We start from the raw sequence: 24,186 nt of genomic DNA on the forward strand, positions 1-24,186 counted from the left end.
GTGTTCGGGCCGGTTACGTGTCCAGGGGCGTGCAGGTGAGCCGGAAGCCGTGCGCGGAGGTCTCGATGGCGTCCTCCACGGCGGCGGTGGACGGGCCGCGGAAGCGGAAGCGGGTGCCGACGTGCTCGTATCCGCTGATCGGGGGGACGCGTTGGCCGACGGGCACGTGCAGCACCGCGTACGGCATGCGCTCCTCGGCCGGCGGTGCGGTCCAGTCGGCGCGCTCGACGAGGCAGGGCGCGGGGACGGGCAGCGGGAGGAGCAGGTAGCCGCCGACCTCGCCGGTCTTCAGGGTCGGCAGGACCGGCACCCGGCCGAGCTGGATGTCGGCCGCCGCGGCCATCAGGTCGGCGTCGTGGACGTCCCGCCAGGTGAAGGGGATCTCGCCGCCGCCGACCCGGGCCCCGCACTCCAGGAAGACCAGGGCGGGCCCGCCGTCCGCGTCCCGGGTGACGAACGCCTCCAGGTGGAAGACCCACGGCCGGCCCCCGCCGAGGGCGGCCCCGACGGCGGCGGCGAACGGCTCCACGGCGGCGAGCAGCACCGGGTCGTCCTCCTCGACCGAGCCCAGCCAGTTGCCCTGGGTGAAGTCGGCGCAGGTGCCGCCCACGTAGCGGGAGGCGGTCCAGCTGCCGAGCCGGTCGCCCTCCCACAGGCCGTCGATGTGCAGGATCGGGGCGTCGACGTACGTCTGGGCGAGGAACGGCTCGGCCGCGAGGTCGGCGGCCAGCTCCGGGTGCGCGTCCAGGTCGGCCCCGGAGTCGAGCCGGACCACTCCCCTGCTGGCGGTGCCCCGGTGGGGCTTGCAGACCAGCGGCCAGCCGTGCGCGTCCCCGAACTCCCGTACGGCGCCGGGGTCGGGGACGTGGGCGAGCGGCGGCACCGGGATGCCGGCGGCGGCCACCGTCGTGCACATCAGGAGCTTGTCGCGGAAGACCGCCAGCTCCTCCGGGGTCTGCCCGGCGATCCCGAACTCCTCGCGGACCAGGGCCGCCGTGTCGAGGTCGCCCTCGTTGAGGGCGAGCAGCGCCTCCGGGGGGCCGTACCGCTCGACGAGCCCGGCGAGGGCCGCGCGTACGGCGGGCAGGTCGTCGGTGAGGCCGACGGTGACGACGGCCTCGGCGTCCCCGGGGACGGAGGTCCGGCCGAGTTCGGTGCTGATGTACGTGACCCGGTGGGTGCCGTGGTCGACGTAGTCGGCGTAGAGCGCGTGGGTGTCCCGCCAGCGGTGCAGGACCGTCACGTGCGGGCGGGGCCTGGTCATGCGGTCGTCCCCTCCGCGTCCGCCGGGGCGTCGGTCAGCCAGGACAGGGCCGCGGCCACCATCGAGCGGACGCCGACGAGGAGCGCGGGCCCGGACTGGGGGGCGAAGGTGGGGGCGTGGTTCTGCGGGATGTCCTCGTCGAGGCGGCCGGCGGCGAACGCGGCCGTGAACACCTCGGGGTCGAGGCCGCCCCAGAACCAGTACACGGACGGCACTTGCGCCGCCGTCGCCAGGATGCCGAAGTCCTCGCTGGCCGTGGTCGGGCCCATCGTCATCACGGCCCCGTCGCCGAAGGCCTTCCGGTGCGCGTCGGCGACCCGCTCGGCGGCGGCCGTGTCGTTGACCGTCATCGGCAGGTGGTAGACGGAGGTGATCTCCGGCTCGGCGGTCGCGCCGGCCGCGTCGGACTCCGCCCTGGCCAGGCGCTCGATGGCGGCGAGGACCTTGTCGCGGACGGGGGCCGAGCTGGTGCGGACGTTGATGCCGAGTTCGGCCGTGTCCGGGATGACCGCGGCCGTGGTGCCCGCGTGGAGCTTGCCGACGGTGACCACCACCGGCTCCTGGGCGGGGGTCTCGCGGGACACGATGGTCTGGAGCCGCAGGACCAGGGAGGCGGCCATGAGGACCGGGTCCACGGCCGACTCCGGCTTGGAGCCGTGGCCGCCGCGCCCGAAGAGCTTCACCGTGATGGAGTCCGTGGCGCCCATGACGGTGCCGGGGCAGGTGGCGATGAGGCCGACGGGGCCGGGGCCGACGTGCTGGCCGAGGATGACGTCCGGCTTCGGGAAGCGCTCGAACAGGCCGTCGTCGACCATCGAGCGGGCGCCGTAGCCGCTCTCCTCACCGGGCTGGAAGACGGCCACGACCGTGCCCTTCCAGTGGTCCGTGCGGGAGGAGAGCAGCGCGCACGCCCCGAGCAGGGCGGCGACGTGCAGGTCGTGGCCGCAGGCGTGCATCACCGGGACCTCGGTGCCGGAGTCGTCGGTGGCGGTCACGGTGCTCGCGTACGGCAGGCCGGTGGCCTCCTTGACCGGCAGGGCGTCCATGTCGGCGCGGAGCATGACCGCGGGGCCCTCGCCGTTGCGCAGGACGGCGACCACGCCGGTGCGGCCCACGCCGGTGGTGACCTCCCAGCCGCCCTGGGCCGCGAGCCGCTCCGCGACGAGGGCCGCCGTCCGCTTCTCCTGGAAGGCGAGCTCGGGGTGGGCGTGCAGGTCCTGGTAGTCGGCCTCCAGGGCGGGGAACAGCGGTTCCAGCGCGTCGAGCACTGCGGTCAGGGAGTCCATGGCGTCCTCACTCGGAGACGGGGGTGTCGGGAAGGGGGTGCTCGCGCACGCCCCAGGAGGCGAGCAGCGCCGCCGCGCAGGTGATCGCGGGCCACCACGGCACCCAGCCGCCGTGGCCGGTGGAGCGCAGCCACTCGGCGAGGGCCGGGAAGGTGCCGCCGAAGAGGCTGATCGCGAGGGCGGCGGGCAGGCCGACGGCGACCGCCCGGACGGCGGGCGGGAAGAGCTGCCCCGCGAAGACGTTGCTGACGGCGAGGGGCAGGGCGAGCAGGAACAGCAGCACCACCGTGACGACCGGGACGGGCACGCGGCCCGCGACCATGCCGGCGAGGAGCGGTACGGAGCCGAGCGCGAGCCCGGTGAAGCCGGTGCGCAGGACGGGCAGGGCCCCGAACCGGTCGGCCGCCTTCCCGGCGGCGAGCATGCCGGCGAGGAGGGCCACCATGCCGAGGAGCAGGGCCCCGGAGGCCTCCTCCTTGGTGGCGGCGCCCGCGTCGGCGGCGTACGCCGGGAAGTCGACCGTGAGGAAGTAGAAGACGGTGGTGGCGCCGGAGGTGATGGCGAACACGACGGAGAGCGGCCCGAGGTGGGCCCGCAGGACGGGCCAGGGGCTCGCGGCGGGCGCGCGCTTCCGTTCGCGGGCGTCCTCGGTGAAGACCTCGCTCTCGGCCGCGCCGCGCCGGATCCACAGGGCCGTCAGGCCGAGCAGGGCGCCGAAGACGAAGGCGAGGCGCCAGGCGCCGTCCTCGACGCCCGTCTCCCCGAACACGCCGAGCAGGACGCCGAGCACGATGAACGACAGGGCGCTGCCGAGGACCACGCCGCCGTAGGAGACGGCGCTGTAGAAGTACCGGCTGCGGCCGGGGGCCGTCTCGGTGACGTACGCGGCGGCGCTCGGGTTCTCGGCCCCGACGGACAGGCCCTGCACGAGCCGGGCGGCGACCACGAGGAGCGGGGCCGCGAGGCCGATCGACGCGTGGCCGGGAATCACCGCCAGGAGCAGCGAACCGGCCGCGATCAGACCGACGGTGAGGGTGAGCCCGAAGCGGCGCCCCCGGGTGTCGGTGAGCCGTCCGATGACGACGCTGCCGAGGGGGCGCACGAGGAAGCCGAGCGCGAAGCCGAGGTAGGCGGCGATCAGCCGGGCGGTCGGCGAGGAGCCGGGGAACAGCTGCTCGGCGAAGTACGGCGCGAGGACGCCGTAGATCGTCCAGTCGTACGCCTCCACGACGGACCCGACGCTGGCGGCGAGCAGCTCGCGCCGGGGCTTGCGGGCGGGGGCGGTACCGGGTGCGGGGGCGGTGCCTTCGGCCGGCGGTGCCGGGACCGTCGTCCCGGCCGGAGGCACCGCCCCCGTGCCTATCTCCGAGGTGCTCATTCGGCCACCCCGTACACCCGTACGCCGTCCCCGTCGCCGTGTCCGGCCGGGTGCGGGACCGCGTGCAGGCGGGCGCCGACGGCCGGGAGGTCCGTCAGGCCGGTCAGGCCGGTGAGGAGCGGGAGGCCGGCCTCGGCGAGGGCCTTGGCGGCGGGGCCGTCGCGCTCGACTCCGTCGGTGGCGACCAGGGCGGCGCCGCGCTCGGCGAGGAGCGCGACGGCGTCCGGGGTGAGGAAGGGGCCGTCCGGGCGGCCGGTGTGGACGACGACGGCGTGTCCGGCCGGCTCGAAGGGGGCGAGCGCGAGCCGGTCGGCGACCGGTTCGGCGGTGCCCGCGAGCCGGACCAGGGCGACGGGCAGGTCGACCAGGCCCTCGATGCCCTCCGACGCCCCGGCGGGCCGGTCGAGGCGGGTGCCGGGCCCGGTCAGGTCGACCGTGCGGCGCACCGGGACGCCCTCTTCCGTCCCCGTGTTACGCGAGCCCTTGTGCGGCTCCCGGATCAGCTCCTTGCGGCTGATGGTCGTACCGCCGACCATGAGCAGCCCCAGGTGGCGCACGAGGAGTTCGCCCAGGGCGGCGTCGTCGATGTCGTCCCCGGGGACGTCGAGGCGGAAGCCCTCGGTCCGCAGGGAGCCGCCGTTGCTGAAGACCACCTCGGCGTCGAAGTCGACCCGCCACTGCCCGGCACCGGTTGCCGTCGTCATGTGCTTCGTTCCTTCACGTTCGTCGCGTTGTTCGCGGGGTGCCCCGCTCCCGGGAGCGGGCCCTCGGACGCGCCCTCAGGCGCAGTCGATGAGGGCCTTCTCCAGGGCGCCGACCACCTCGTGGATCTCTTCCTCCGTGATGGTGAGGGGCGGAAGGAGCCGGAGCACGGCGCCGTGCCGACCGCCGCTCTCCAGGAGCAGTCCGTGTTCCAGGCAGGCCTTCTTGACGCGGCGGGCGCGGTCGCCGTCGGCGGGCCGGGCGCCCAGGGCGTCGGCCTCGCCGTCCGGGTCGACGAGCTCGACGCCCCACATCAGGCCCCTGCCGCGGATGTCGCCGATCTCCGGACGGGTCAGGGCGAGGCGCCGCAGCAGGCCGCCGAGCAACTCTCCCTTGACGGCGGCCTTCTCCACGAGTCCTTCTTCGGCCAAGACCTCCAGGGCGGCGGCGCCCGCCACCAGGGCGATCTGGTTGCCGCGGAAGGTGCCCGCGTGGGCGCCGGGCCGCCAGGCGTCGTACGTGTCGCGGTAGAGCAGCAGGGCGAGCGGGAAGCCGCCGCCGACCGCCTTGGAGACGAGGACGGCGTCGGGTTCGATGCCGGACTCCTCGAAGGCCCACATGGTGCCGGTGCGGCCCCAGCCGGCCTGGATCTCGTCGAGGACGAGCGGGATGTCGAGGCGGGCGGTGATCTCGCGCAGTCCGCGCAGCCACTCGGGGGGCGCGGCGATCACGCCGCCCTCGCCCTGCACGGCCTCCACGAAGACGGCGGCGGGCTTGGTGATGCCGCTCTCGGGGTCGGTGAGCAGCCGCTCGATGTAGGTGAGGCCGACCCGGACGCCCTGGTCGCCGCCGAGGCCGAAGGGGCAGCGGTAGTCGTAGGGGTACGGCAGGTGGTGCACGTCCGGCATGAGCGAGGGCACGGCCTCCTTGGCGCCCAGGTTGCCGGTGAGGGCCAGCGAGCCGGCCGTCATGCCGTGGTAGGCGCCGTGGAAGGAGAGGACCGTGCGGCGGCCGGTGGCGGTCTTGAAGAGCTTGATCGCGGCCTCGGTGGCGTCCGCCCCGGCGGGCCCGCAGAACTGGGTGCGGAAGGTGTCCGCCATCGTGCCGGGCAGGTGCGCGTAGAGCGCCGACAGGAAGGCGTACTTGGCGGGGGTGGTCAGGTCGAGGGCCTGCTGCACCTGGCCGGATTCCAGGTACGCGCGGACGCGGCGCAGGACCTCGGGGTGGTTGTGGCCGAGGGCGAGGGTGCCGGCGGCGGCCAGGCAGTCGATGTACTCGGTGCCGTGGCCGTCGCGGACGCGGGCGCCCTGGCCGTCCTGGAGGACCTGGCCGAAAGCGGTCGCGTAGGTGCGTGCGCCGGATTCGCGGGCCGCGACGTACGCGTAGATCTCGTCCGGTGTGGGGGCGGTGTCCGATACGGGGGCGGTGTCCCGTGTGGGGACGGCGTCCGGTGCGGGGGCGGTCGTGGGGGTGGTCACGTCATCACTTCCCAGGGGATGTACGGGCGTCCGCGACCATGACCTGGCCGAGGGCGATGCCCCCGTCGTTGGTCGGGACCTGTCGGTGGACGTAGGTGTCGAAACCGTCGGCGGTCAGCCCGGTCAGACAGTTGAGCAGCAGGAACTCGTTGAGGAACACGCCGCCGGAGAGGACGACCTGCCGCACACCGGTCTCCTCGCGGAAGGCCCGGCAGCGGTCGCGGACCATCTCCACGACGGCGGTGTGGAAGCGGCGGCTGATCCGGTCGGCGGGCAGACCGACCGCGAGGTCGGCGGCCATGGCCCGGATCACGGGCCGGGGGTCGACCTCGACGGGACCGTCCGCGTCGGGCGTGCGGGCGTCGAAGCGGTACGCGGCCTCCGGGGCGGGGTCGCGGGCGAGCAGGCCCTCCAGTTCGATCGGGCCCTGGGCCTCGTACTCGGCGCGGGAGCAGACCCCGGCGAGCGCGGCGGCGCCGTCGAAGAGGCGGCCCATGCTGGAGGTGGCCGGGGAGTTGATGCCCCGGGCGGCCATGGTGGCGTACACGTGCCGCTGCTGCTCGCCGAGTTCGGCGAGGGCGGGGAAGGCGGCGACGGCCTTCTCCCGGTCGCCGTCGAAGGCGTCGAGGGCGAGGGCGTAGCCGGTGCGGACGGGTTCGCGGACGGCCTGGTCGCCGCCGATGAGGGGCAGCCGGCGGAGGTGCCCGACGCGCCGGTATGCGGCGTAGTCGCCGAGGAGGAACTCGCCGCCCCAGACGGTGCCGTCCTCGCCGTAGCCGAAGCCGTCGAAGATCACGCCGAGGGTGGTGCCGGTGACGTGGTTCTCGGCCATGCAGGAGGCCATGTGGGCGTGGTGGTGCTGCACCTCGACGACGGTCCGCCCGGCGCCGGCCCCTTCTCCGTCCTCGTCGAGCGCCGCCCGGGTGGAGCGGAACTGCGGGTGCAGGTCGTGCGCGGTCAGGCGCGGTTCCAGGGCGTAGAGCCGGGCGAGGTGGCGGGCGGTGCGCCGGTGGGAGGCGAAGGTCTCGTCGTTCTTGAGGTCGCCGATGTGCTGGCTGAGGAAGACCTTGCTGCCGTGCGACAGGGCGACCGTCGTCTTCAGCTCGGCGCCGAGGGCGACGGCGGGCGCCACCTCGCGGCCCACGTCCACGGGGTACGGGGCGTAGCCGCGGGCCCGGCGGACGAACTGGAGCAGGGGCGCGTCGAGTTCGTCGTGGACGGAGAGGCGGACGACGGAGTCGTCGACGCGGATCTCGATGTCGCGGTCGTGGTAGAGGATGACGTCCGCGATCTCGAAGAGCTGTTCCAGGGCCTCTTCGTTGCGGTACGCGATGGGGTAGCCGGAGATGTTGCCGCTGGTCATCACCAGGGCTTCCAGGCCGGGTTCGTCCAGGAGCAGGTGGTGGTGGGGCGCCGACGGCAGCATGATCCCGAGGTTGGGGTTGCGGGGCGCGACCGACTCGGGCAGGGCGTCGGGCTGCTTGCGGGCGAGCAGGATGGGGCGGGCCGGGGAGCGCAGGACGTCGATCTCGTCCTCGGAGAGGACGGCGAGGCGCTGGGCGGTGGCCAGGTCGCGGACCATCACCGCGAACGGCTTGGAGTCGCGGCGCTTGCGGCGGCGCAGCAGGGCCACGGCCTCCGGCTGGGTGGCGTCCACGGCGAGGTGGAAGCCGCCGACGCTCTTGACGGCGACGATCCCGCCGTCGGCGAGGACCTGGGCGGCGCCGCGCAGGGCGGTGTCGCCCTCGGTGGTGCGGCCCTCCCGGTCGGTGAGGAGGAGCCGGGGCCCGCAGTCGGGGCAGGCGTTGGGCTGGGCGTGGTAGCGCCGGTCGAGCGGGTCCTCGTACTCGGCCTTGCAGGCCGCGCACATGGTGAAGGACGCCATGGTGGTGGCCGGCCGGTCGTAGGGCAGGTCCTGGATGATGGAGTAGCGCGGCCCGCAGTTGGTGCAGTTGATGAACGGGTAGCGGTGGCGCCGGTCGTTCGGGTCCCGCAGTTCGCCCTGGCAGTCGCCGCAGACGTGGGTGTCGGCGGGGAGCAGGGCGGTGCGGGTGCCGGTGTGCTCGCTGTGGACGATGGTGAAGGGGCCCGCGGGCACGCTGCCCGCGGGGAGCCCCCGGGTCACCACGACACCGTCGACGCGGGCGAGTTCGGGCGCGCGGTCCGTGAGACCGGCGGCGAACTCGGCCAGGGCGGCGTCCGGTCCGGACGCCTCCACGAGGACCCCTTCGGGGTCGTTGCGGACCCAGCCGGAGAGGCCCAGTTCGCGGGCCAGCTTGTAGACGAACGGCCGGTAGCCGACGCCCTGCACCACCCCGGTGACCCGCAGCCGCCACCCTTCGGTGCCGGGCGGGGAGGTGGCGGTTTCCGGTGGAGACGTCACGGTGCTCATGGTGATCCCCCTCGTTTCCTGGGTCGGGTCCTCAGCAGAGCCGGGGCAGTTCGGCCCCGAGGAGTTCTTCCAGCTGCGTCTCCCGGCCGTCGGCGTCCCGCAGCAGCACCAGGGCCTCGGGGTCCTCGGAGATCTCGCCGACGGTCACGGCGTGCTCGCCGTAGGGGAGGGAGCGCAGCGCCGCCAGGACGTCCGCCTCGGCGGCGGGGTCGACGAAGACGGCGAGGCAGCCCTCGTTGGCGCAGTGCAGCGGGTTGATGCCGAGCATGTCGGCCGCCATGGCGGTCTCGTGCTGGATCGGCAGGCTGGGGGTGTCGACCCGGATCGTGCGGCCGAGCTTCCCGGCGTACTCGTGGAGGACGGCGGTCAGTCCGCCGCGGGTGACGTCGCGCATGGAGCGGACGGCTCCGGCCGGCACCCGGTCGAGGACCCCGTCGATCAGGTTGTTCAGCGGGGCGCAGTCGCTGTCCACGCGCTGCTCGAAGCCGAGGCCCTCGCGGATGGAGAGCAGGTGGACGGTGTGGTTGCCGATGGGGCCGCTCAGGATGACCTTGTCGCCGGGGCGCACGTCGGTCATGGAGAGCGGCTCGCGCTCGAAGACGCCGACGCCCGCGGTGTTGAGGTAGAGCTGGTCGGCCTCGCCCTTGCGGACCACCTTGGTGTCGCCGCCGACGATCTGCACGCCGGCCTCGCGGGCCGTCTCGCGGATCGACACGAGGACCTGCTTGAGGCGCTCGATCGGCAGGCCCGTCTCCAGGATCATGCCGAGGGTGAGGTACTTGGGGCGGGATCCGGCGACGGCGAGGTCGTTGACCGTGCCGCAGACGGCGATCTTGCCGATGTCGCCGTTGCCGAAGAACGGCGGGTCGACGACGAAGGAGTCCGTCGTCATGGCGATGCGCCCGGTCTCGACCGGGAGGATCGCGCTGTCCTCCATGATGCCGATGTAGACGTCGCCGAGGGTCTCGGCGATCAGCTGGACCAGTTCCTGGCTCAGCTTCGCCCCGGTGCCGTGGTCGAGCAGGATCTCGTCGCTGCTGCCGGCCGTGCTCGCGGTCATGGCTGCTCCTGGGTCGGGGAGGGTCGCGGTCACGGGGTCTTGATGTTCTTGCGGGGCAGCGTGCCCTCGGCGTCGAGGACGCTGATGACCTCGGCGGAGTCGGAGACGGTGGCGCAGTAGCCGTCCAGCCACTCCAGGGCGCGGTCCTTGTCCTCCTGGCGGGCGGAGACGACGCAGTCGGAGGGGACCCAGATGTTGTAGCCGCGGAAGAAGGCGTCGGCGGCGGTGGTCTGGACGCAGATCTGGGTCTGCATGCCGGTGATGAGGACGGTGTCGACGCCGAGGGCCTGGAGGCGCTCGTGCAGGTCCGTCTCGTAGAAGCCGGAGTCCTTGCTCTTCTCCATGACGACGTCCTCGGGGGCGAGGAACTCCTCCAGGACCTCGGCGCCGCGGGTGCCGCGCTGGACCGGGAGGTGCCCGTCGTAGCGCTCGGCGTTCGGGTCGTCGGGGTCGTTGACGAGCTGGAGGTGGAAGACGTGGTGGCCGCGGCGGCGGATCTCGTCGAGGAAGCCGGTGAAGTGCGGAGTGGCGGCGGCGACGGCCGCGACGCGCTCGGGGTTCTTCTCCACGAGCTCGTACTGGAGGTCGTTGGTGAGGACGGCGATCTTGGACATGGGTGTGCCCTTCGGTGTGGCCGTGCGGGTGTGGGAGCCGGGCGCGCGCAGGGTCGCGCCGGCGGGAGGACGCTCCGGGACGTGCGGCGGCGCGCCGGGGCCGGGTGCGGGCACGGCGGGGCCGTCCCGCGGGGCGCGGGCGGGTCCGGGAGGGGAGACGTACGCGCCGGGGGCGTCCTGAGGGACGCGGCGGTACGGGAAGGGGTGGTGCGGGAGGAACGGTGGTGCGGGAGGAACGGTGGTGCGGGAGGAACGGTGGTGCGGGGAGCGCGGGGTCAGCCCACGAGGGCGGCGCTCTCCTGCTGCGGCTCGTGCAGCCAGGTGCCGGTGGCCTCGAAGTGGGCCAGGACGTCGGCGATCCGCGCGTAGAGGTAGTGGCCGGTGACGGCCTCGCGCCCGTCGAGGCGGGCGTAGTCGGGCAGTCGCCCGTACTCGCGGAAGCCGAGCCGCTCCCAGAGGCCGACGGGGCCGTCGCTGCGGACTTCGAGGGTGATGACCTCACAGCCCATGTCGCGCGCCTTGTGCAGGGCCTCGGACCAGCCCTCCAGGAGGAACTGGCCCCGCCGGTCGGGGGCGATGACGCAGCGGCGCATGTCGACGATGTGGCGGCGGGCCGGCAGCGGGGCCCGGGCGAGGGTCACCATGCCGACGATCCGGTCGTCCTCCTCGTCGCGGACCGCGAGGACGTCGATCGCGCCCTTGCGCAGGTCGGCGTCGAAGGCCCGCATCAGCGCCAGGCCCTTCTCCGGGCCGACGGGCTCGTAGAAGCCGAGGGTCTGCTCCTTGACCGCGACGGCGTCCATCAGCTCGATCATCTCGCGCATGTCCTTCTCGGACAGTTCGCGCGGCCATTCGTATCGCATGGGTCTTCCCGTGGGTTTGCCGGACGGTGGGCAGCCCGCAGGGACACCGGACACCGCCGCCCGCGCCGCCCGGCGCCGCGGCGGGCGGCGTGGGGCGGGGGTGTGGGTACGCGGTGTCCGGTGTCGCCAGGGGGGGGTGTTCGGGTGCCGGACGGGTCCGCGGGCGCTCCGGGGCGTGGCCGCTCCCGGAACGCCGGACCCGGAACGTCAGACCGCGGCGACCCGGGCCTGCAGGTTGGTCTGCACCGCGGCGCCGGGCGAGACCTGCGTCAGCTGCGACGGGTCGGACCCGAGGCCCAGGACCGTGGCGGCGTAGACCTCGACGAAGTAGGACACGAAGAGGGAGTTGATCTTCGTGAGGTGCTCGACGAAGCGCTCCTCGTCCTCCTCGGTCTTGATCACGCGCATGATCATGTTCCAGACCATGTCGACGTGGTCGTCGTCCTCGTCGAGCGCGAGGTGCGCGCGGGCGCCCTTGGTGTTGTTGGCGCCGACGTGCTGCTCCATGATGTCGAGCCAGTCGGGCTGGGTCTTGCCCGCGATGTACTCGAGGTAGAAACCGCTGATCATCGAGGCGAGGGGGCCCTCGGTGGCGAGCGTGTAGTAGAAGTAGCCGTTGAGCAGTTCGGTGGCGAAGGTGGGACGGATCGCGTAGATCTCCTCGTCCGTCATGCCCACCTTGTGCAGGTCGCCGGCGAACATGCGGTCGTGGCGGCCCTCCTCGGCGCCGTACAGGCCCCACTCCTTGGAGAGCTGCGGGTCGCGGGTGGCCCAGTAGTTGGCGACCAGCGGGTCCACGGCGCGCTTGAGACCGATCCGGATCATGGTCTCCACGTTGTGACGCTTGTAGAGGTCCATGTCGAACTTGTTCGCGTCGAGCATGCCCTCCGCGCCCTTGCTCTTCTCGTAGAAGTCACGCTCGAACTTCAGGAGGAGCTCGTCCACGCGCTTGCGGAACTCGGGGCGCTGGAGGCTGGAGTACGTGTTGTACGACTTGCTACGAGGCATGGTCATCCCCACCCGAGGTCGTTGATCACTTTGCTCTGGCCGGAACCGGCGAGGAATGCGCGCTCTTCCTGTGCACCGGTTCCCTGGACGAGAAGGAAGGACAGAGCCGCGGAAGCCGTGATGGCGAGAAGGTTTCTCGCTGCACGTGCCATGGAAAACCCCTACCTTTCGGACGAGCGTTGAGGTCGTCAGCGCTTCGCTCATCCTCCGGCGGAAAGCCGTTTCTAGACCAGTCCCCTCTGGGATCATGTTGCCCCTGGCGGAAACATGACAGGGGGACACATTGGACGGAAACGGAATAAGCGGTGCGATTGACCCGCCACCGCTCCGAGAATCGGCGGACCGTTTGTACCGGTACGTCTCGGAATCGCCCAGGTGCACCGTCGAAACCGCGGCGGAGGCCCTGGGCATGGACCGGCGGGAGGCCGGGGAAGCCGTACGGGACCTGCGCGAACTGGGACTCCTGGGGGACGGCGGCGGTACGGACGGCGCCGGCGGTACGGGTGGCACGGACGGCACGGGTGATACGGGCGGCACCGGGTCGGATCCCCTGGTTCCGCATCCCGTGCACTTCGCCCGCGTGAAGGTCCTCAACCCGCTCCAGCGGGAGGTGAACCGCACCCAGGCGCTCGTCGACGAGCTCCGGAGCAGCCTGGACGAGCTGGAACTGACCACTCCGCACTCCCGGCACGCCCACTGCTCGCTGGAGGTCGTCCACGAGCTGTCCGACGTGCGCCGGCTGATCACCGGCTTCGCCGACGAGTGCTGCGACGAGGCGCTCTCCTCGCAGCCCGGCGGCGCCCGGGTGGAGGAGGTGCTCGCCGACAGCATGGACCGCACGACCAGACTGCTCGGCCGCGGGGTCAGGATGCGGACGCTCTACCAGCACACCGCCCGCTTCAGCCCCGCGACCCTCTCGTACGTCGACCGGGTGACCCCCCTCGGCGCCCAGGTGCGTACGCTCGCGGGCGGGTTTCCGCGCTGCATCATGTTCGACCGGAAGGTCGGCATCCTGCCGCTCCCGGACGACTCGAAAGGAGCCGTGATCGTACGGGATCCGCAGGTCGTCGCTTTCGTGGCGGAGGCCTTCGACCGGGTCTGGACCATCGCCTCCGATCTCTCTCCCGAGGAGCGCAGGTCCGACCGGGTGGCGGCCACGTCCGAGATTCAGCACGCCATCATCTCGCTTCTCACCCAGGGGGAATCCGACAAACGAATAGCCCAGGTCGTGGGAATATCCCTGCGGAATTGCCAGCGGCACATCTCCCACATCATGAAAAGCATCGGCGCCCGTAACCGGCTGCACGCCGGCTATCTGCTGAGCAAGGAGCCGTTCGGCGGCCATTAGGAGGCGGCCCTCGGGAAAGGGGTCATCCCCTGGACGGGCTGCCGCTGGGCAGCGGGTCCGGGGGAGCCGCCTCCCGTTCCGCGGACTCCACCGTCCGCGGCGCGGGGGGCGGCGATCCCCGCCACAGCGACGTCAGCGCCACGCCGCCGACGAGCAGCGCCGCCGCGCACCAGCGCAGCCCGCTCACCCCTTCGCCCAGGAACAGCGCCGCCGACGACATCCCGAAGACCGGGACGAGGAGCGAGAACGGCGCCACGGAGGAGGCCGGGTAGCGGCGCAGGAGCCAGCCCCACGCGCCGAAGCCGAAGATGGTGGTGATCCAGGCGACGTAGACGATGACGCCGAGACCGGCCCAGTCGAGGTCGCGCAGCGCGGCGAGGTCCCGCTCGGGCCCCTCCACGAGGAGCGAGAGGGCGAGCAGCGGCAGGACCGGCACGGTGCTGACCCAGACCATGAAGTTGAGCGCGTCGGGCGGGGAGGCCTTGCGGGTCAGGACGTTGGAGACGCCCCAGCAGACCGCCGCGCCGATCACCAGGAGGAAGCCGATCAGGGGGCCCGAGGTGCCTTCGTCGACCGCCGCGACCGCGATGCCCCCGAGGGCGATCGCCATGCCGGCCAGTTTGACGCGGCCCGGCCGCTCGCCGAGGGCGACGAAGGCGAACAGGGCCGTGAAGACCGCCTGGACCTGGAGGACCAGCGAGGAGAGTCCGGCCGGGGCCCCCAGGTCCATGCCGATGAAGAGCAGGCTGAACTTGGCCACGCCCAGGACGAGGCCGACGCCCACGATCCACTTCCAGGCCACCTTGGGGCGTCCGACGAGGAAGACGGCGGGCAGGGCGGCGGCGAGGAACCGGAGGGCCGAGAAGAGCAGCGGCGGGAAGTGGCCGAGGCCGATCTCGATGACGACGAAGTTGACTCCCCAGACAGCGGCGACCAGCGCTGCCAGGGCGATGTGTGCGGGGCGCATCCTCCGAGGATCCTCTCGGTGACCGTGTAGCACCAGCACGGATCGCTACATGATTGGATGTAGCGGCGCTTCATTCCGTACGTCCCGCCCCCGCTTCCCCGCTCCTCCGAAGTCTTCGAGGTGGTCACCGTGCTGGACATCGGCCGGCTCCGGGCCCTGCACGCCGTCTCCGTCCACAAGACGGTGGGCGCCGCGGCCGAGGCCCTCGGCTACACCCCGTCCGCGGTCTCCCAGCAGATCACCAAGCTGGAGCGGGAGACCGGCACCACCCTGCTCGAACGGCAGGGCCGGGGCATCCGGCTCACCGACGAGGCCCACCAGCTGGCCGCCACGACGAGCCGGCTCCTCGCCCTGATGGAGGAGGCGGAGGTGCGTCTGGAGGAGCGGCGCGGCAAGCCCTCCGGGCGGCTCACGATCGGCTGCTTCCCGAGCGCGGCGCGCGGCCTGATGCCCCGGGCGCTCGCGGAGCTGACCCGGCGCCACCCCGACCTGGACGTCCGGCTCTCGGAGGTGGACACGCACCTGTCGATCGACCTGGTGGCGCGGGGCGTGATCGACCTGGCCGTGGCGCACGACTGGGACATCGCGCCGCTGCCGGCCCCGCCGGGGGTCGACCAGGCGGTCGTCGGCGCCGACCTGTGCGACATCCTCGTCCCCCGGGACCATCCGCTGGCGGCGCGGGACTCGGTGCGCCGGGAGGACCTGGCGGGCGAGCGGTGGATCTCGCAGCCGCCGGGGTCGGTCTGCCACGACTGGCTCGTACGGACGCTGCGGGCGACGGGGTACGAGCCGCTGATCGTCCATCAGGCGGGCGAGAACCACACGCAGGTGGCGCTCGTGGCGGCCGGCCTGGGCATCGCCCTGGTCCCCCGCCTGGGGCGCGGGGCGCTGCCGCCGGAGGTGGCGCCGATCCGCCTCGACCCGATGCCGAAGCGCCTGCTGCACACGATGTGGCGCACGGGCGCGGCCCGCCGCCCGGCGATCCGCGAGACGGTCCGCACCCTCCAGGAACTCTGGCCGGCCATAGCGTCCGCGGTCTGACGGACCGGCACCCCACGGCGGACTCGCCACCGTCCGGGCCCGCCTCCACCCCGGCCCCACCCCACCCCACCGCCCGCACCCCGCCCCGCCGACCGGGTCACGGGCGGCCCGCCGTCGGGCGATTTCCGCGCGAATCCTTGACCTGGCAGTTATTTTCCGGCTATCCGTGTCCCCTTGGAAGTTTCCTTCACCCCGCACGGCCGGAAGGAGCACCAGTGCACCACCGCGCCCCCGCACCCTCCACCGCCACCGCCACCGCTCCCCTCTCCTCCCCCTCCCGCCGCACCCTCCTCGCGGTGACCGCCGCCGCCGCGGCCGCCGCCGTCACCGGGACGGGCGCCCCCGCCCAGGCCGCGCCCGAGCGGCACGACGACCGGCGGCTCCGGCGGATCGTCGACCGCATGTCGCTGGAGGAGAAGGTCGGCCAGCTCTTCGTGATGCGGGTGTACGGGCACTCCGCGACCGCCCCGGACCAGGCCGACGTCGACGCCAACCTCGCCGAGATCGGGGTCCGCACGGCCGCCGAGCTGGTCGAGCGCTACCACGTCGGCGGGATCATCTACTTCTCCTGGGCCCACAACACCCGCGACCCGCGCCAGATCGCCGACCTCTCCAACGGCATCCAGCGGGCCGCCCTCGCCCGGTCCAACCCCGTTCCGGTGCTCATCTCCACCGACCAGGAGCACGGCATCGTCTGCCGGGTGGGCGAGCCCGCCACCCTGCTGCCCGGCGCGATGGCCCTCGGCGCCGGCGGCTCGCACGCCGACGCCCGCCGGGCCGCCCGGATCGCGGGCACCGAACTCGCCGCGCTCGGCATCCGCCAGAACTACGCCCCGGTCGCCGACGTCAACGTCAACCCCGCCAACCCGGTCATCGGCGTCCGCTCCTTCGGCTCCGACCCGCACGCGGTCGCCGGCCTCGTCGCCGCCCAGGTCCAGGGTTATCAGCGGGCCGGGGTGGCGGCCACCTCCAAGCACTTCCCGGGCCACGGCGACACCGCCGTGGACAGCCACTACGGCCTGCCGACCATCACCCACACCCGGGAGCAGTGGGAGGAGCTGGACGCCCCGCCGTTCCGCGCCGCGATCGCCGCCGGGATCGACTCGATCATGACCGCGCACATCGTGGTCCCCGCCCTCGACCCCAGCGAGGACCCGGCGACCCTCTCCCGGCCCATCCTCACCGGCATCCTGCGCGAACGGCTCGGCTACGACGGCGTGGTGGTCACCGACGCGCTCGGCATGGAGGGCGTGCGCACCAAGTACGGCGACGAGCGCGTCCCGGTCCTCGCCCTCGAGGCCGGGGTGGACCAGCTGCTCAACCCGCCGAGGCTCGACGTCGCCCGGGACGCGGTCCTGAAGGCCGTTCGCGACGGCGAACTGACGGAGGCCCGGCTCGACGAATCGATTCTGCGCATCCTGCGCCTGAAGGCGAAGCTGGGTCTCTTCGAGCGGGCGTACGCGTCCCGGGCGGACGTCGACCGGACGGTCGGCACGGAGGCCCACCTCGCGGGGGCCGACCGGATCGCCGAGCGGACCACGACCCTGCTCCGCAACGAGGGCGGGTTCCTGCCCCTGCGCCCCTCCCGCCACCGCTCGGTCCTGGTCGTCGGCGCCGACCCGGCCTCGCCGTCCGGCACCACCGGGCCGCCCACCACCACCCTGGCGACGGCCCTGCGGGAGCTGGGGTTCACCGCGACGGCCCTCCCCACCGGGACCGCCCCGACCGCCGCGCGCATCGAGGAGGCGGTGGCCGCCGCGGCCGGGAAGGACGTGGTGGTCGTCGGCACGTACAACGTCACCGCGACCAGCACCCAGCGGACCCTGGTGGCGCGGCTCGCGGCGACCGGAGTGCCCGTCGTGACGGTCGCGATCCGCAACCCGTACGACGTCGCGCACCTGACGGGCCAGCGGGCGACCCTCGCCGCGTACTCCTGGACCGACGTCGAACTCCGGGCCGCCGTCCGGGTCCTGGCCGGGCGGGCGGAACCCCGGGGCCGGCTCCCGGTGCCGGTGCAGAGCGCCGACGACCCGGACCGGGTGCTGTACCCGGTCGGGTACGGCCTCTCGTACCGCTGACGGACGGGAAGGGGGCGCGCCCGCCCGGACGCGCCCCCCTCACTCCGTCGGTCGGGAACTACGGCCGCAGGCCGTGCTCCCGCGTCGCCTCCTCGTCGACCGCCCCGTCGAGGCGGGCGTCGAAGCGGGCCAGCGGCTGCGCCGCCCGCTCGGCCGGGGCGGGGACGCCGGCCCAGGCGAGGATGCGGGCGGTGGCCTTCTTGCGCTCGGCCTCGACCAGGCCCTCCACGTTCGCGCCGTGGTTGGCGCCCGGGGCCACGTACACGTAGCTGTCGCGCGCGCCCTTGCCCGGGCGGAACTTCTCGGAGCCCCACGGGTCGTTGCCGCCGTAGACGAACAGCATGCGGTTCGCGTTGTTGCGGACCCAGGAGTCCACGTCCTTCATGGCCCGCGGGTCGAACTTCATCGGGATCTCGCGCGGCACGAAGTTGCGGGCGGGCTGGTAGCCGTAGCGGCTGAGGCCCTTGAGGTGCGGCTGCTTGATGAAGGGCGAGCCGAGCTGGGTCGCCGCCTGGTAGTAGTACGGCGTGTACGGCTCCAGGCCCTGGTCGGTGTAGGCGGCCCAGCCGGAGTAGGCGTCGATCGTGTCGTACACCTCGTCGTCGGTCGCCGTCTTCGCGACCGGGATCTCGTCGCAGACGTCCTGGCCGTAGTACTGCCAGAAGCCCCACACGAAGTCGAGGACGACGGCCTCGAAGGCCTTGTCGAGCGTGCCGACGGTGTTGAAGGTGGCGCCCTCGGCCTCGGCCCACGCCTTGTACTTGGCCTCCAGGGGTCCGCGCCGCAGGAGGGCCTCGCGCTGGAGGCCGTTCAGGCGGTCGCGGCACTCCTCGGTGCCGACGGTGGCGAAGAAGCGGTCGTAGGCCGAGTCCTCGTCGTTCACCACGTCGTTCGGGGCGACGTAGGCGACGACGCCGTCCATGTCGCGCGGGTAGAAGCGCTCGTAGTAGGTGGCGGTCATGCCGCCCTTGGAGGCGCCGGTGGAGAGCCACTTCTTGCCGTAGATCTTCTTCAGGGCGGCGAAGATCCGGTGCTGGTCGCTGGCGGCCTGCCAGATGTTCAGCTTCGACCAGTCGGCCGGCTGGGGCCGGGACGGGGTGAAGAAGCGGTACTCCATGGAGATCTGGTTGCCGTCGACGATCCGGGTCGGCTCGGCCCGGCTCGGCGTGGTGCTCAGTCCGTAGCCGCTGGTGCGGAAGACGGTGGGGCGGTCCGTGTCCTTGTGGAGGACCGAGATCCGCTGCTGGAACGTGCCCTTCCACGGGCGCGCGTGGTCGATCGGCTGTTCGTAGTTCAGGACGAAGAAGCGGTAGCCGGCGTACGGCTTCTCCTCGATCAGGCTCATTCCCGGGATCGCCAGGATGCGGTCCTTGATGTCCTCGGCGGCGGCCTGGTCGGCGGCCCCGCCCGTGGTCTTGCCCTGCGAGTCGACGACGGACGCGCTGTCGGTGTCCGTGTCCGCGGCGGTGGCCACGCCGGTGGAGCCCACGGTGCCTATGAGCACCGAGAGCGACAGCAGCAGCCTGAGCGACGTGCGCATGCACCCTCCCCATGATTCACAACGGTGTCGCGAACCTAGCGGGGGCGAGGTGCGGACCGCCAGACCCGGCCGGTCCTCACCCTTGGACTTTCCGGTGCGTCGGCACGGGATCCGGCGCGTCGGCACGGGATTCGACCGGTCAGCACAGGATCCAGCCGGTGGACGTCCCCTTCCCGGCCACCGAACCCGCCGCCCGGACGCAGCGGTTGAGGGCGTGGACGGTGAGGGGCCCGGCCTGCCGGTCGAACCGGCCGGTCCGGACGGCGGGACGCCCGCCGCGCGGCTGGAGCGAGACGGACATGGCCCTGCGGGCCCCCGGGACCCTGGCGACGGTGACGGCGCAGACGTACTGCCGGGTCCGGTAGAGGCGCAGCTCCCCGGTGGGGAAGGCGAGCGTCCGGGTGGGCCGTCCCTGGCAGACGGAGACGGCTTCGGCGGTGCCGGCGCCCGGACCGCCGGGGAGGGGCAGCAGGAACAGAGCGAGGGCGGCGAGGAGCGGTACGAGGACACGGGCGAAGGCCCGCCGGCCGCGCCGGGCGGTCGTCGTGTCGTCCGTGGCCATGCGGGTCCCCTCCCGGGTGATGCGCCGTACGGGTGTACGGGGTTACGACGCGTCCGGGCCCGGAACGGTTGCCTCCGGTGCGGCTCAGGCCTCGACCCGCGCCGGTTCCGGCTCCCCGATGAAGGTGCTCCACAGCTTCGCGTACCGCCCGCCCCGGGCGAGCAGCTCGTCGTGGGTGCCGTCCTCCGCGACCCGCCCGTGGTCCATGACCACCACCCGGTCGGCGCGCGCGGCCGTGGTGAGGCGGTGGGCGACGACGAGGGTGGTGCGGCGGCCCGCGAGGCGGTCGGTGGCCTGGTTGACCTGGGCCTCGGTCGCCAGGTCCAGGGCCGCCGTCGCCTCGTCCAGGAGCAGGACGTCCGGGTCGACGAGTTCGGCGCGGGCCAGGGCGATGAGCTGGCGCTGCCCGGCGGAGAGGTTCCGGCCGCGCTCGGCCACCTCGTGCAGGTAGCCGCCGTCGAGCGTGGCGATCATGTCGTGCGCGCCGACCGCGCGGGCCGCCGCCTCCACCTCGGCGTCGGTCGCCTCGGGCCGCCCGTAGGCGATGGCGTCGCGGACCGTCCCGGCGAAGAGGTACGCCTCCTGGGGGACGACCCCGAGCCGGTGCCGGTACGCGGTGAGGTCGAGGTCCCGCAGGTCGGTGCCGTCGGCGGTGACCCGGCCGCCCGTGGGGTCGTAGAACCGCGCGACCAGCTTGACCAGGGTGGACTTCCCGGCGCCGGTCTCGCCGACGAAGGCGACGGTCTGCCCGGCGGGGATCCGCAGGTCGACCCCGGTCAGGGCCTCCTCCTCGTCCCCGTACGCGAAGGACACGTCCTCGAAGGCGATCTCGCCGCGCAGCGAGAGCACGTCCAGGGGCGCGTCGGCGGCGGCCGTCGACGTGGGTTCCCGGAGCAGCTCCTGCATCCGCTTCAGGGAGACGGCGGCCTGCTGGTAGCCGTCGAAGACCTGAGAGAGCTGCTGCACGGGCGCGAAGAACAGGTCGATGTAGAGGAGGTAGGCGACGAGGGCGCCGGTGGTGAGCGTCCCGGCCTCGATGCGGTTCGCGCCGACGACCATGACGGACGCGGCGGCGACCGAGGACAGCAGGGTGACGAACGGGAAGTAGATCGAGATCAGCCACTGGCCCCGGACGCGGGCCTGACGGTAGGAGTCGCTGCGCTCCGCGAACCGCTCGGCGCCGGAGCGCTCGCGGCGGAAGGCCTGCACGATCCGCAGCCCGGCCACCGACTCCTGGAGGTCGGCGTTGACGACGCTGATCCGCTCGCGCGCCAGCTCGTACGCCTTCACGCTGGAGCGCCGGAAGAAGTACGTGGCGACGACGAGGACCGGCAGGGTCGCGAAGACCACCAGGGCGAGCTGGAGGTCGAGCACGAGCAGCGCGACCATGATCCCGAAGAAGGTCACGACGGAGACGAAGGCGGTGACCAGGCCCGTCTGGAGGAAGGTGGACAGGGCGTCCACGTCCGTGGTCATCCGGGTCATGATCCGGCCGGTCAGCTCGCGCTCGTAGTAGTCGAGGCCGAGCCGCTGGAGCTGGGCGAAGATCTTCAGGCGCAGGGCGTAGAGGACCCGCTCGCCGGTGCGGCCGGTCATCCGGGTCTCGGCGGTCTGCGCGACCCACTGCACGAGCACGGTGACCAGGGCGAGCGCGGAGGCCGCCCAGACGGCGCCGATCGCGAGCCGGTTCACGCCCTCGTCGATGCCGTGCCGGATCAGGACGGGCAGCAGCAGGCCGGTGCCGGCGTCGAGGGCGACCAGGCCGAGGCTGATGAGCAGCGGGATCCCGAAGCCCCGGAGCAGCCGGCGCAGGCCGTACGCGTCCTCGGGGGCCACGGCCCGGGCCTCGTCCACGTCGGGGACGTCGGTGGCGGGCGGCAGGGCCGCGACGGCGGCGAGCAGCTCGGGGGTGGCCCCGGGCACGGGGCTCTCCCGGCCCGCGTCCCCGTCCCGTACCCACAGGGCGGGGGTGATGCCCCGCTCGGCGTCGAACTCGGCGTCCAGCTCGTCCCGCAGCGCGCGGTCGTCCTCGGCGGGCCCGGCCGGGGGCAGGTGGCCGGGCGAGACGGCGCCCAGCTCCTCGGGGTCGGTGAGCAGGCGCCGGAAGAGCGGGGAGCGCTCCTCCAGCTCCTCCTGGGTGCCGATGTCGGCGAGGCGCCCGCCGTCGAGGACGGCGATGCGGTCGGCGAGGTTGAGGGTGGAGCGGCGGTGGGCGATGAGCAGGGTCGTACGGCCCGCCATCACCGACTTCAGGGCCTCGTGGATCTCGTGCTCGACGCGGGCGTCCACGGCGGAGGTGGCGTCGTCGAGGAGGAGCAGCCGGGGGTCGGCCAGGATCGCGCGGGCGAGGGCGACGCGCTGGCGCTGGCCGCCGGAGAGGGTCAGGCCGTGTTCGCCGACCTTCGTGTCGTACCCCCGGGGCAGCTCGGCGATGAACCGGTCGGCCTGGGCGGCGCGGGCGGCGGCCTCGATCTGCTCGTCGGTGGCGTCGGGGGCGCCGTAGGCGATGTTGGCGCGGACCGTGTCGGAGAAGAGGAAGGAGTCCTCCGGGACGAGGCCGACGGCGGCGCGCAGCGAGTCGAGGGTCAGCTCGCGCACGTCGTGGCCGCCGACGAGGACGGCGCCCCGGGAGACGTCGTAGAAGCGGGGCAGCAGGAGGGAGACGGTCGACTTGCCGGAGCCGGAGGCGCCGACGACGGCGACGGTCTCGCCGGGCCGGATCTCGAGGGAGAACCCGTCGAGCACGGGCCTGACACTGCCGGAGGCACCCTCGTACGCGAAGCTCACGTCGTCGAACTCGACCGTGGCGGGCGCGTCGGCGGGCAGCTCCTTGGTGCCGTCCTTCACGACCGGCTCGGTGTCGATCAGATCGAGGACGCGCTCGACGCCGGCGCGGGCCTGCTGGCCGACGGTGAGGACCATGGCGAGCATGCGGACCGGGCCGACGAGGGAGGCCAGGTAGGAGGAGAAGGCGACGAAGGTGCCGAGGGTGATCTGGCCCTTGTAGGCGAGCCAGCCGCCGAGGGCGAGGACGGCGACCTGACCGAGGGCGGGCACGGCCTGGAGGGCGGGGGTGTACCTGGCGTTCAGGCGGACCGTCCGCAGCCGGCCGGCGAACAGCTTCCGCCCGGCCTCGCGGATCTTGCCGGTCTCCTGGTCCTCCTGGCCGAAGCCCTTGACGACCCGGACGCCGGACACGGCCCCGTCGACGACCCCGGCGACCAGGGCGGCCTGCTGCTGGGCGTGCCAGGTGGCGGGGTGGAGGCGGGTGCGGCTGCGCCGGGCGATGTACCAGAGGGCGGGGGCGACGGCGAGGGCGACGAGGGTCAGCGGCGGGGAGAGCCAGGCCATGACGCCCAGCGAGATCAGGAAGAGCAGGACGTTCCCGACGGTCATCGGGAGCATGAAGAGCAGGCCCTGGATGAGCTGGAGGTCGCTGGTGGCCCGCCCGACGACCTGCCCGGTGGACAGCTCGTCCTGCCGCCGCCCGTCGAGCCGGGTGATCGTGCCGTACATGTCGGTGCGCAGGTCGTGCTGCACGTCGAGCGCCAGGCGTCCGCCGTAGTAGCGGCGGACGTAGGTGAGGGCGTAGACGAGGACGGCGGCCCCGATCAGGAGCCCGGTCCAGGTGGCGAGGTCCCGGGTCTTCGTCCCGATGACGTCGTCGATGATCACCTTGGTGAAGAGCGGCACGAGGGCGAGGACGCCCATCCCGAGGAGGGACGACCCGAGCGCGAGGAGCGTGTTGGCCCGGTACCGCCAGGCGTACCCGGCGAGCCTGCGCGCCCAGCCCTGCTGTTTCTCCCCGACCGCCACGTGTGGCCTCCCGTCCGTCCTGTTCTACCGGAAGGCCCAACGCGGCCGACGTGCGATTTCATCCCGCCGCAACAAAACGACGACGAGGATCGGGCGGTGGTCCCAGGACCTGTACCACGCCCGGCTCAGACCGTCCCGGGTGGGGCGACCCACTGGGTGGGCTGCCCCGTGACGCGGGCGACGGTCTCGAAGTCCTTGTCGTAGTGGAGGAGCGTGAGACCGGACAGCTCGGCGATGGCAGCCACGAGGAGGTCGACCGGACCGGCGCTGCGGTGCTCGCCCTGGTTGGTCAGCATCTGCTGAACGCGGCGGGCGCGGGTGTAGACGCCGTCGGGTACGGCAGTCCAGTTGAAGAGCTGGGCGAGGTGGTCCTCCTTCGCGAGCCGGTCGTTGGCCGAGCGGGCCGAGAAGAGGATCTCCAGCTCGGTGAGGTCGCAGAGAGCGATGACCCCCTCGCTCAGGTGCTTCGTCCAGTCTTCGCGTACCTGTTTGGCAGCGATGATCCGAAAGACCGCAGAGGTGTCGACGAGGTACTTGATCGGGCTCACCGGCGATAGTTCCTCTTGTCCCGGAGGATTTCGAAGTCACCGCGCTCGCCCATGGCCACCAGCGCGTCCAGCGCCCGCAGTCTTTTGTGTCGCTGCGCGACCTCCAGCAGGGCCGCGTTGACCGTGTCCTTCTTCGTCTTCGTACCCAGTATTTCGGCGGCCTCGGCCAGAGCCGCGTCGTCGACCTCGACGTAAAGATTCGACATGGCAAATCCTCCCTATGCTGGTGACACATGGAGGA

Annotated in this window: 19 protein-coding genes; 3 read left to right on the forward strand and 16 right to left on the reverse strand. The window is 72.9% G+C overall.

The features are described 5' to 3' along the window. Positions 1–13: 13 nt before the first annotated feature. From ACFY7E_RS07460 to ACFY7E_RS07505, 10 genes are all read right to left on the reverse strand, one after another. On the reverse strand, positions 14–1,264 hold the full coding sequence (locus tag ACFY7E_RS07460) for an acetyl-CoA carboxylase biotin carboxylase subunit family protein (protein ID WP_389481767.1): 1,251 nt from the start codon (positions 1,262–1,264) through the stop codon (positions 14–16). Then, positions 1,261–2,550, reverse strand: coding sequence for an amidohydrolase (locus ACFY7E_RS07465; protein ID WP_389481770.1), 1,290 nt, complete (start codon positions 2,548–2,550; stop codon positions 1,261–1,263). Before ACFY7E_RS07465 ends, ACFY7E_RS07460 begins: the two co-directional genes overlap by 4 nt. A 7-nt stretch (positions 2,551–2,557) precedes the next feature. Continuing rightward, the gene (locus ACFY7E_RS07470; protein WP_389481773.1) at positions 2,558–3,928 is read right to left on the reverse strand and encodes an MFS transporter; all 1,371 of its coding nucleotides are present in this window, start codon (positions 3,926–3,928) and stop codon (positions 2,558–2,560) included. Then, positions 3,925–4,632 carry a hypothetical protein gene (locus tag ACFY7E_RS07475; RefSeq protein ID WP_389481775.1) on the reverse strand — a complete coding sequence of 236 codons (708 nt, stop codon included), beginning with the start codon at positions 4,630–4,632 and terminating at the stop codon, positions 3,925–3,927. Before ACFY7E_RS07475 ends, ACFY7E_RS07470 begins: the two co-directional genes overlap by 4 nt. Positions 4,633–4,707: 75 nt before the next feature. After that, positions 4,708–6,108 (reverse strand): diaminobutyrate--2-oxoglutarate transaminase family protein, encoded by a 1,401-nt coding sequence (locus tag ACFY7E_RS07480; RefSeq protein ID WP_389481777.1) that lies wholly within the window; start codon positions 6,106–6,108, stop codon positions 4,708–4,710. A gap of 4 nt (positions 6,109–6,112) precedes the next feature. Then, positions 6,113–8,500: a carbamoyltransferase HypF gene (hypF, locus tag ACFY7E_RS07485; protein WP_389481778.1), complete on the reverse strand. Its 2,388-nt coding sequence runs from the start codon at positions 8,498–8,500 to the stop codon at positions 6,113–6,115. Positions 8,501–8,531: 31 nt separating this feature from the next. Beyond that, positions 8,532–9,560, reverse strand: a complete 1,029-nt coding sequence (hypE, locus tag ACFY7E_RS07490) for a hydrogenase expression/formation protein HypE (RefSeq protein WP_389481779.1) — start codon at positions 9,558–9,560, stop codon at positions 8,532–8,534. Between the two features lie 29 nt (positions 9,561–9,589). After that, complete coding sequence (locus tag ACFY7E_RS07495) at positions 9,590–10,174, reverse strand: isochorismatase family cysteine hydrolase (RefSeq protein WP_365538520.1); 585 nt, start codon at positions 10,172–10,174, stop codon at positions 9,590–9,592. A gap of 275 nt (positions 10,175–10,449) precedes the next feature. After that, positions 10,450–11,037, reverse strand: a complete 588-nt coding sequence (locus ACFY7E_RS07500; protein WP_389481781.1) for a GNAT family N-acetyltransferase — start codon at positions 11,035–11,037, stop codon at positions 10,450–10,452. Positions 11,038–11,244: 207 nt separating this feature from the next. Further along, positions 11,245–12,045, reverse strand: coding sequence for a hypothetical protein (locus ACFY7E_RS07505; RefSeq protein WP_383413407.1), 801 nt, complete (start codon positions 12,043–12,045; stop codon positions 11,245–11,247). Between the two features lie 409 nt (positions 12,046–12,454). On the opposite strand from ACFY7E_RS07505, the gene ACFY7E_RS07510 reads away from it, so the two are divergent. Continuing rightward, a complete protein-coding gene (locus ACFY7E_RS07510) occupies positions 12,455–13,393 on the forward strand; it encodes a LuxR C-terminal-related transcriptional regulator (RefSeq protein WP_389481784.1) in 939 nt (312 codons plus the stop codon). Positions 13,394–13,415: 22 nt separating this feature from the next. Here ACFY7E_RS07510 and ACFY7E_RS07515 read toward each other — a convergent pair whose 3' ends face one another. Next, positions 13,416–14,360: an EamA family transporter gene (locus ACFY7E_RS07515; RefSeq protein ID WP_389481786.1), complete on the reverse strand. Its 945-nt coding sequence runs from the start codon at positions 14,358–14,360 to the stop codon at positions 13,416–13,418. A 129-nt stretch (positions 14,361–14,489) separates the two neighbouring features. On the opposite strand from ACFY7E_RS07515, the gene ACFY7E_RS07520 reads away from it, so the two are divergent. Continuing rightward, on the forward strand, positions 14,490–15,401 hold the full coding sequence (locus ACFY7E_RS07520; protein ID WP_389481789.1) for a LysR substrate-binding domain-containing protein: 912 nt from the start codon (positions 14,490–14,492) through the stop codon (positions 15,399–15,401). Between the two features lie 215 nt (positions 15,402–15,616). Continuing rightward, complete coding sequence (locus ACFY7E_RS07525) at positions 15,617–17,479, forward strand: glycoside hydrolase family 3 protein (RefSeq protein WP_389481792.1); 1,863 nt, start codon at positions 15,617–15,619, stop codon at positions 17,477–17,479. Positions 17,480–17,537: 58 nt separating this feature from the next. Here ACFY7E_RS07525 and ACFY7E_RS07530 read toward each other — a convergent pair whose 3' ends face one another. From ACFY7E_RS07530 to ACFY7E_RS07550, 5 genes are all read right to left on the reverse strand, one after another. Beyond that, positions 17,538–19,019, reverse strand: coding sequence for an aminopeptidase (locus ACFY7E_RS07530; protein WP_389481794.1), 1,482 nt, complete (start codon positions 19,017–19,019; stop codon positions 17,538–17,540). Positions 19,020–19,158: 139 nt separating this feature from the next. Beyond that, positions 19,159–19,581 (reverse strand): hypothetical protein, encoded by a 423-nt coding sequence (locus ACFY7E_RS07535; protein WP_389481796.1) that lies wholly within the window; start codon positions 19,579–19,581, stop codon positions 19,159–19,161. Positions 19,582–19,665: 84 nt separating this feature from the next. After that, complete coding sequence (locus ACFY7E_RS07540) at positions 19,666–23,397, reverse strand: ABC transporter ATP-binding protein (protein WP_389481798.1); 3,732 nt, start codon at positions 23,395–23,397, stop codon at positions 19,666–19,668. Positions 23,398–23,522: 125 nt separating this feature from the next. After that, positions 23,523–23,945 (reverse strand): PIN domain nuclease, encoded by a 423-nt coding sequence (locus ACFY7E_RS07545; protein WP_389481800.1) that lies wholly within the window; start codon positions 23,943–23,945, stop codon positions 23,523–23,525. Then, positions 23,942–24,151 (reverse strand): type II toxin-antitoxin system VapB family antitoxin, encoded by a 210-nt coding sequence (locus ACFY7E_RS07550; RefSeq protein WP_389481802.1) that lies wholly within the window; start codon positions 24,149–24,151, stop codon positions 23,942–23,944. The genes ACFY7E_RS07545 and ACFY7E_RS07550 overlap by 4 nt, the downstream gene beginning before the upstream one ends. Positions 24,152–24,186: the final 35 nt, after the last annotated feature.

Origin of the sequence: Streptomyces sp. NPDC012825, assembly GCF_042900925.1 — a bacterium.
Lineage (GTDB): Bacteria > Actinomycetota > Actinomycetes > Streptomycetales > Streptomycetaceae > Streptomyces.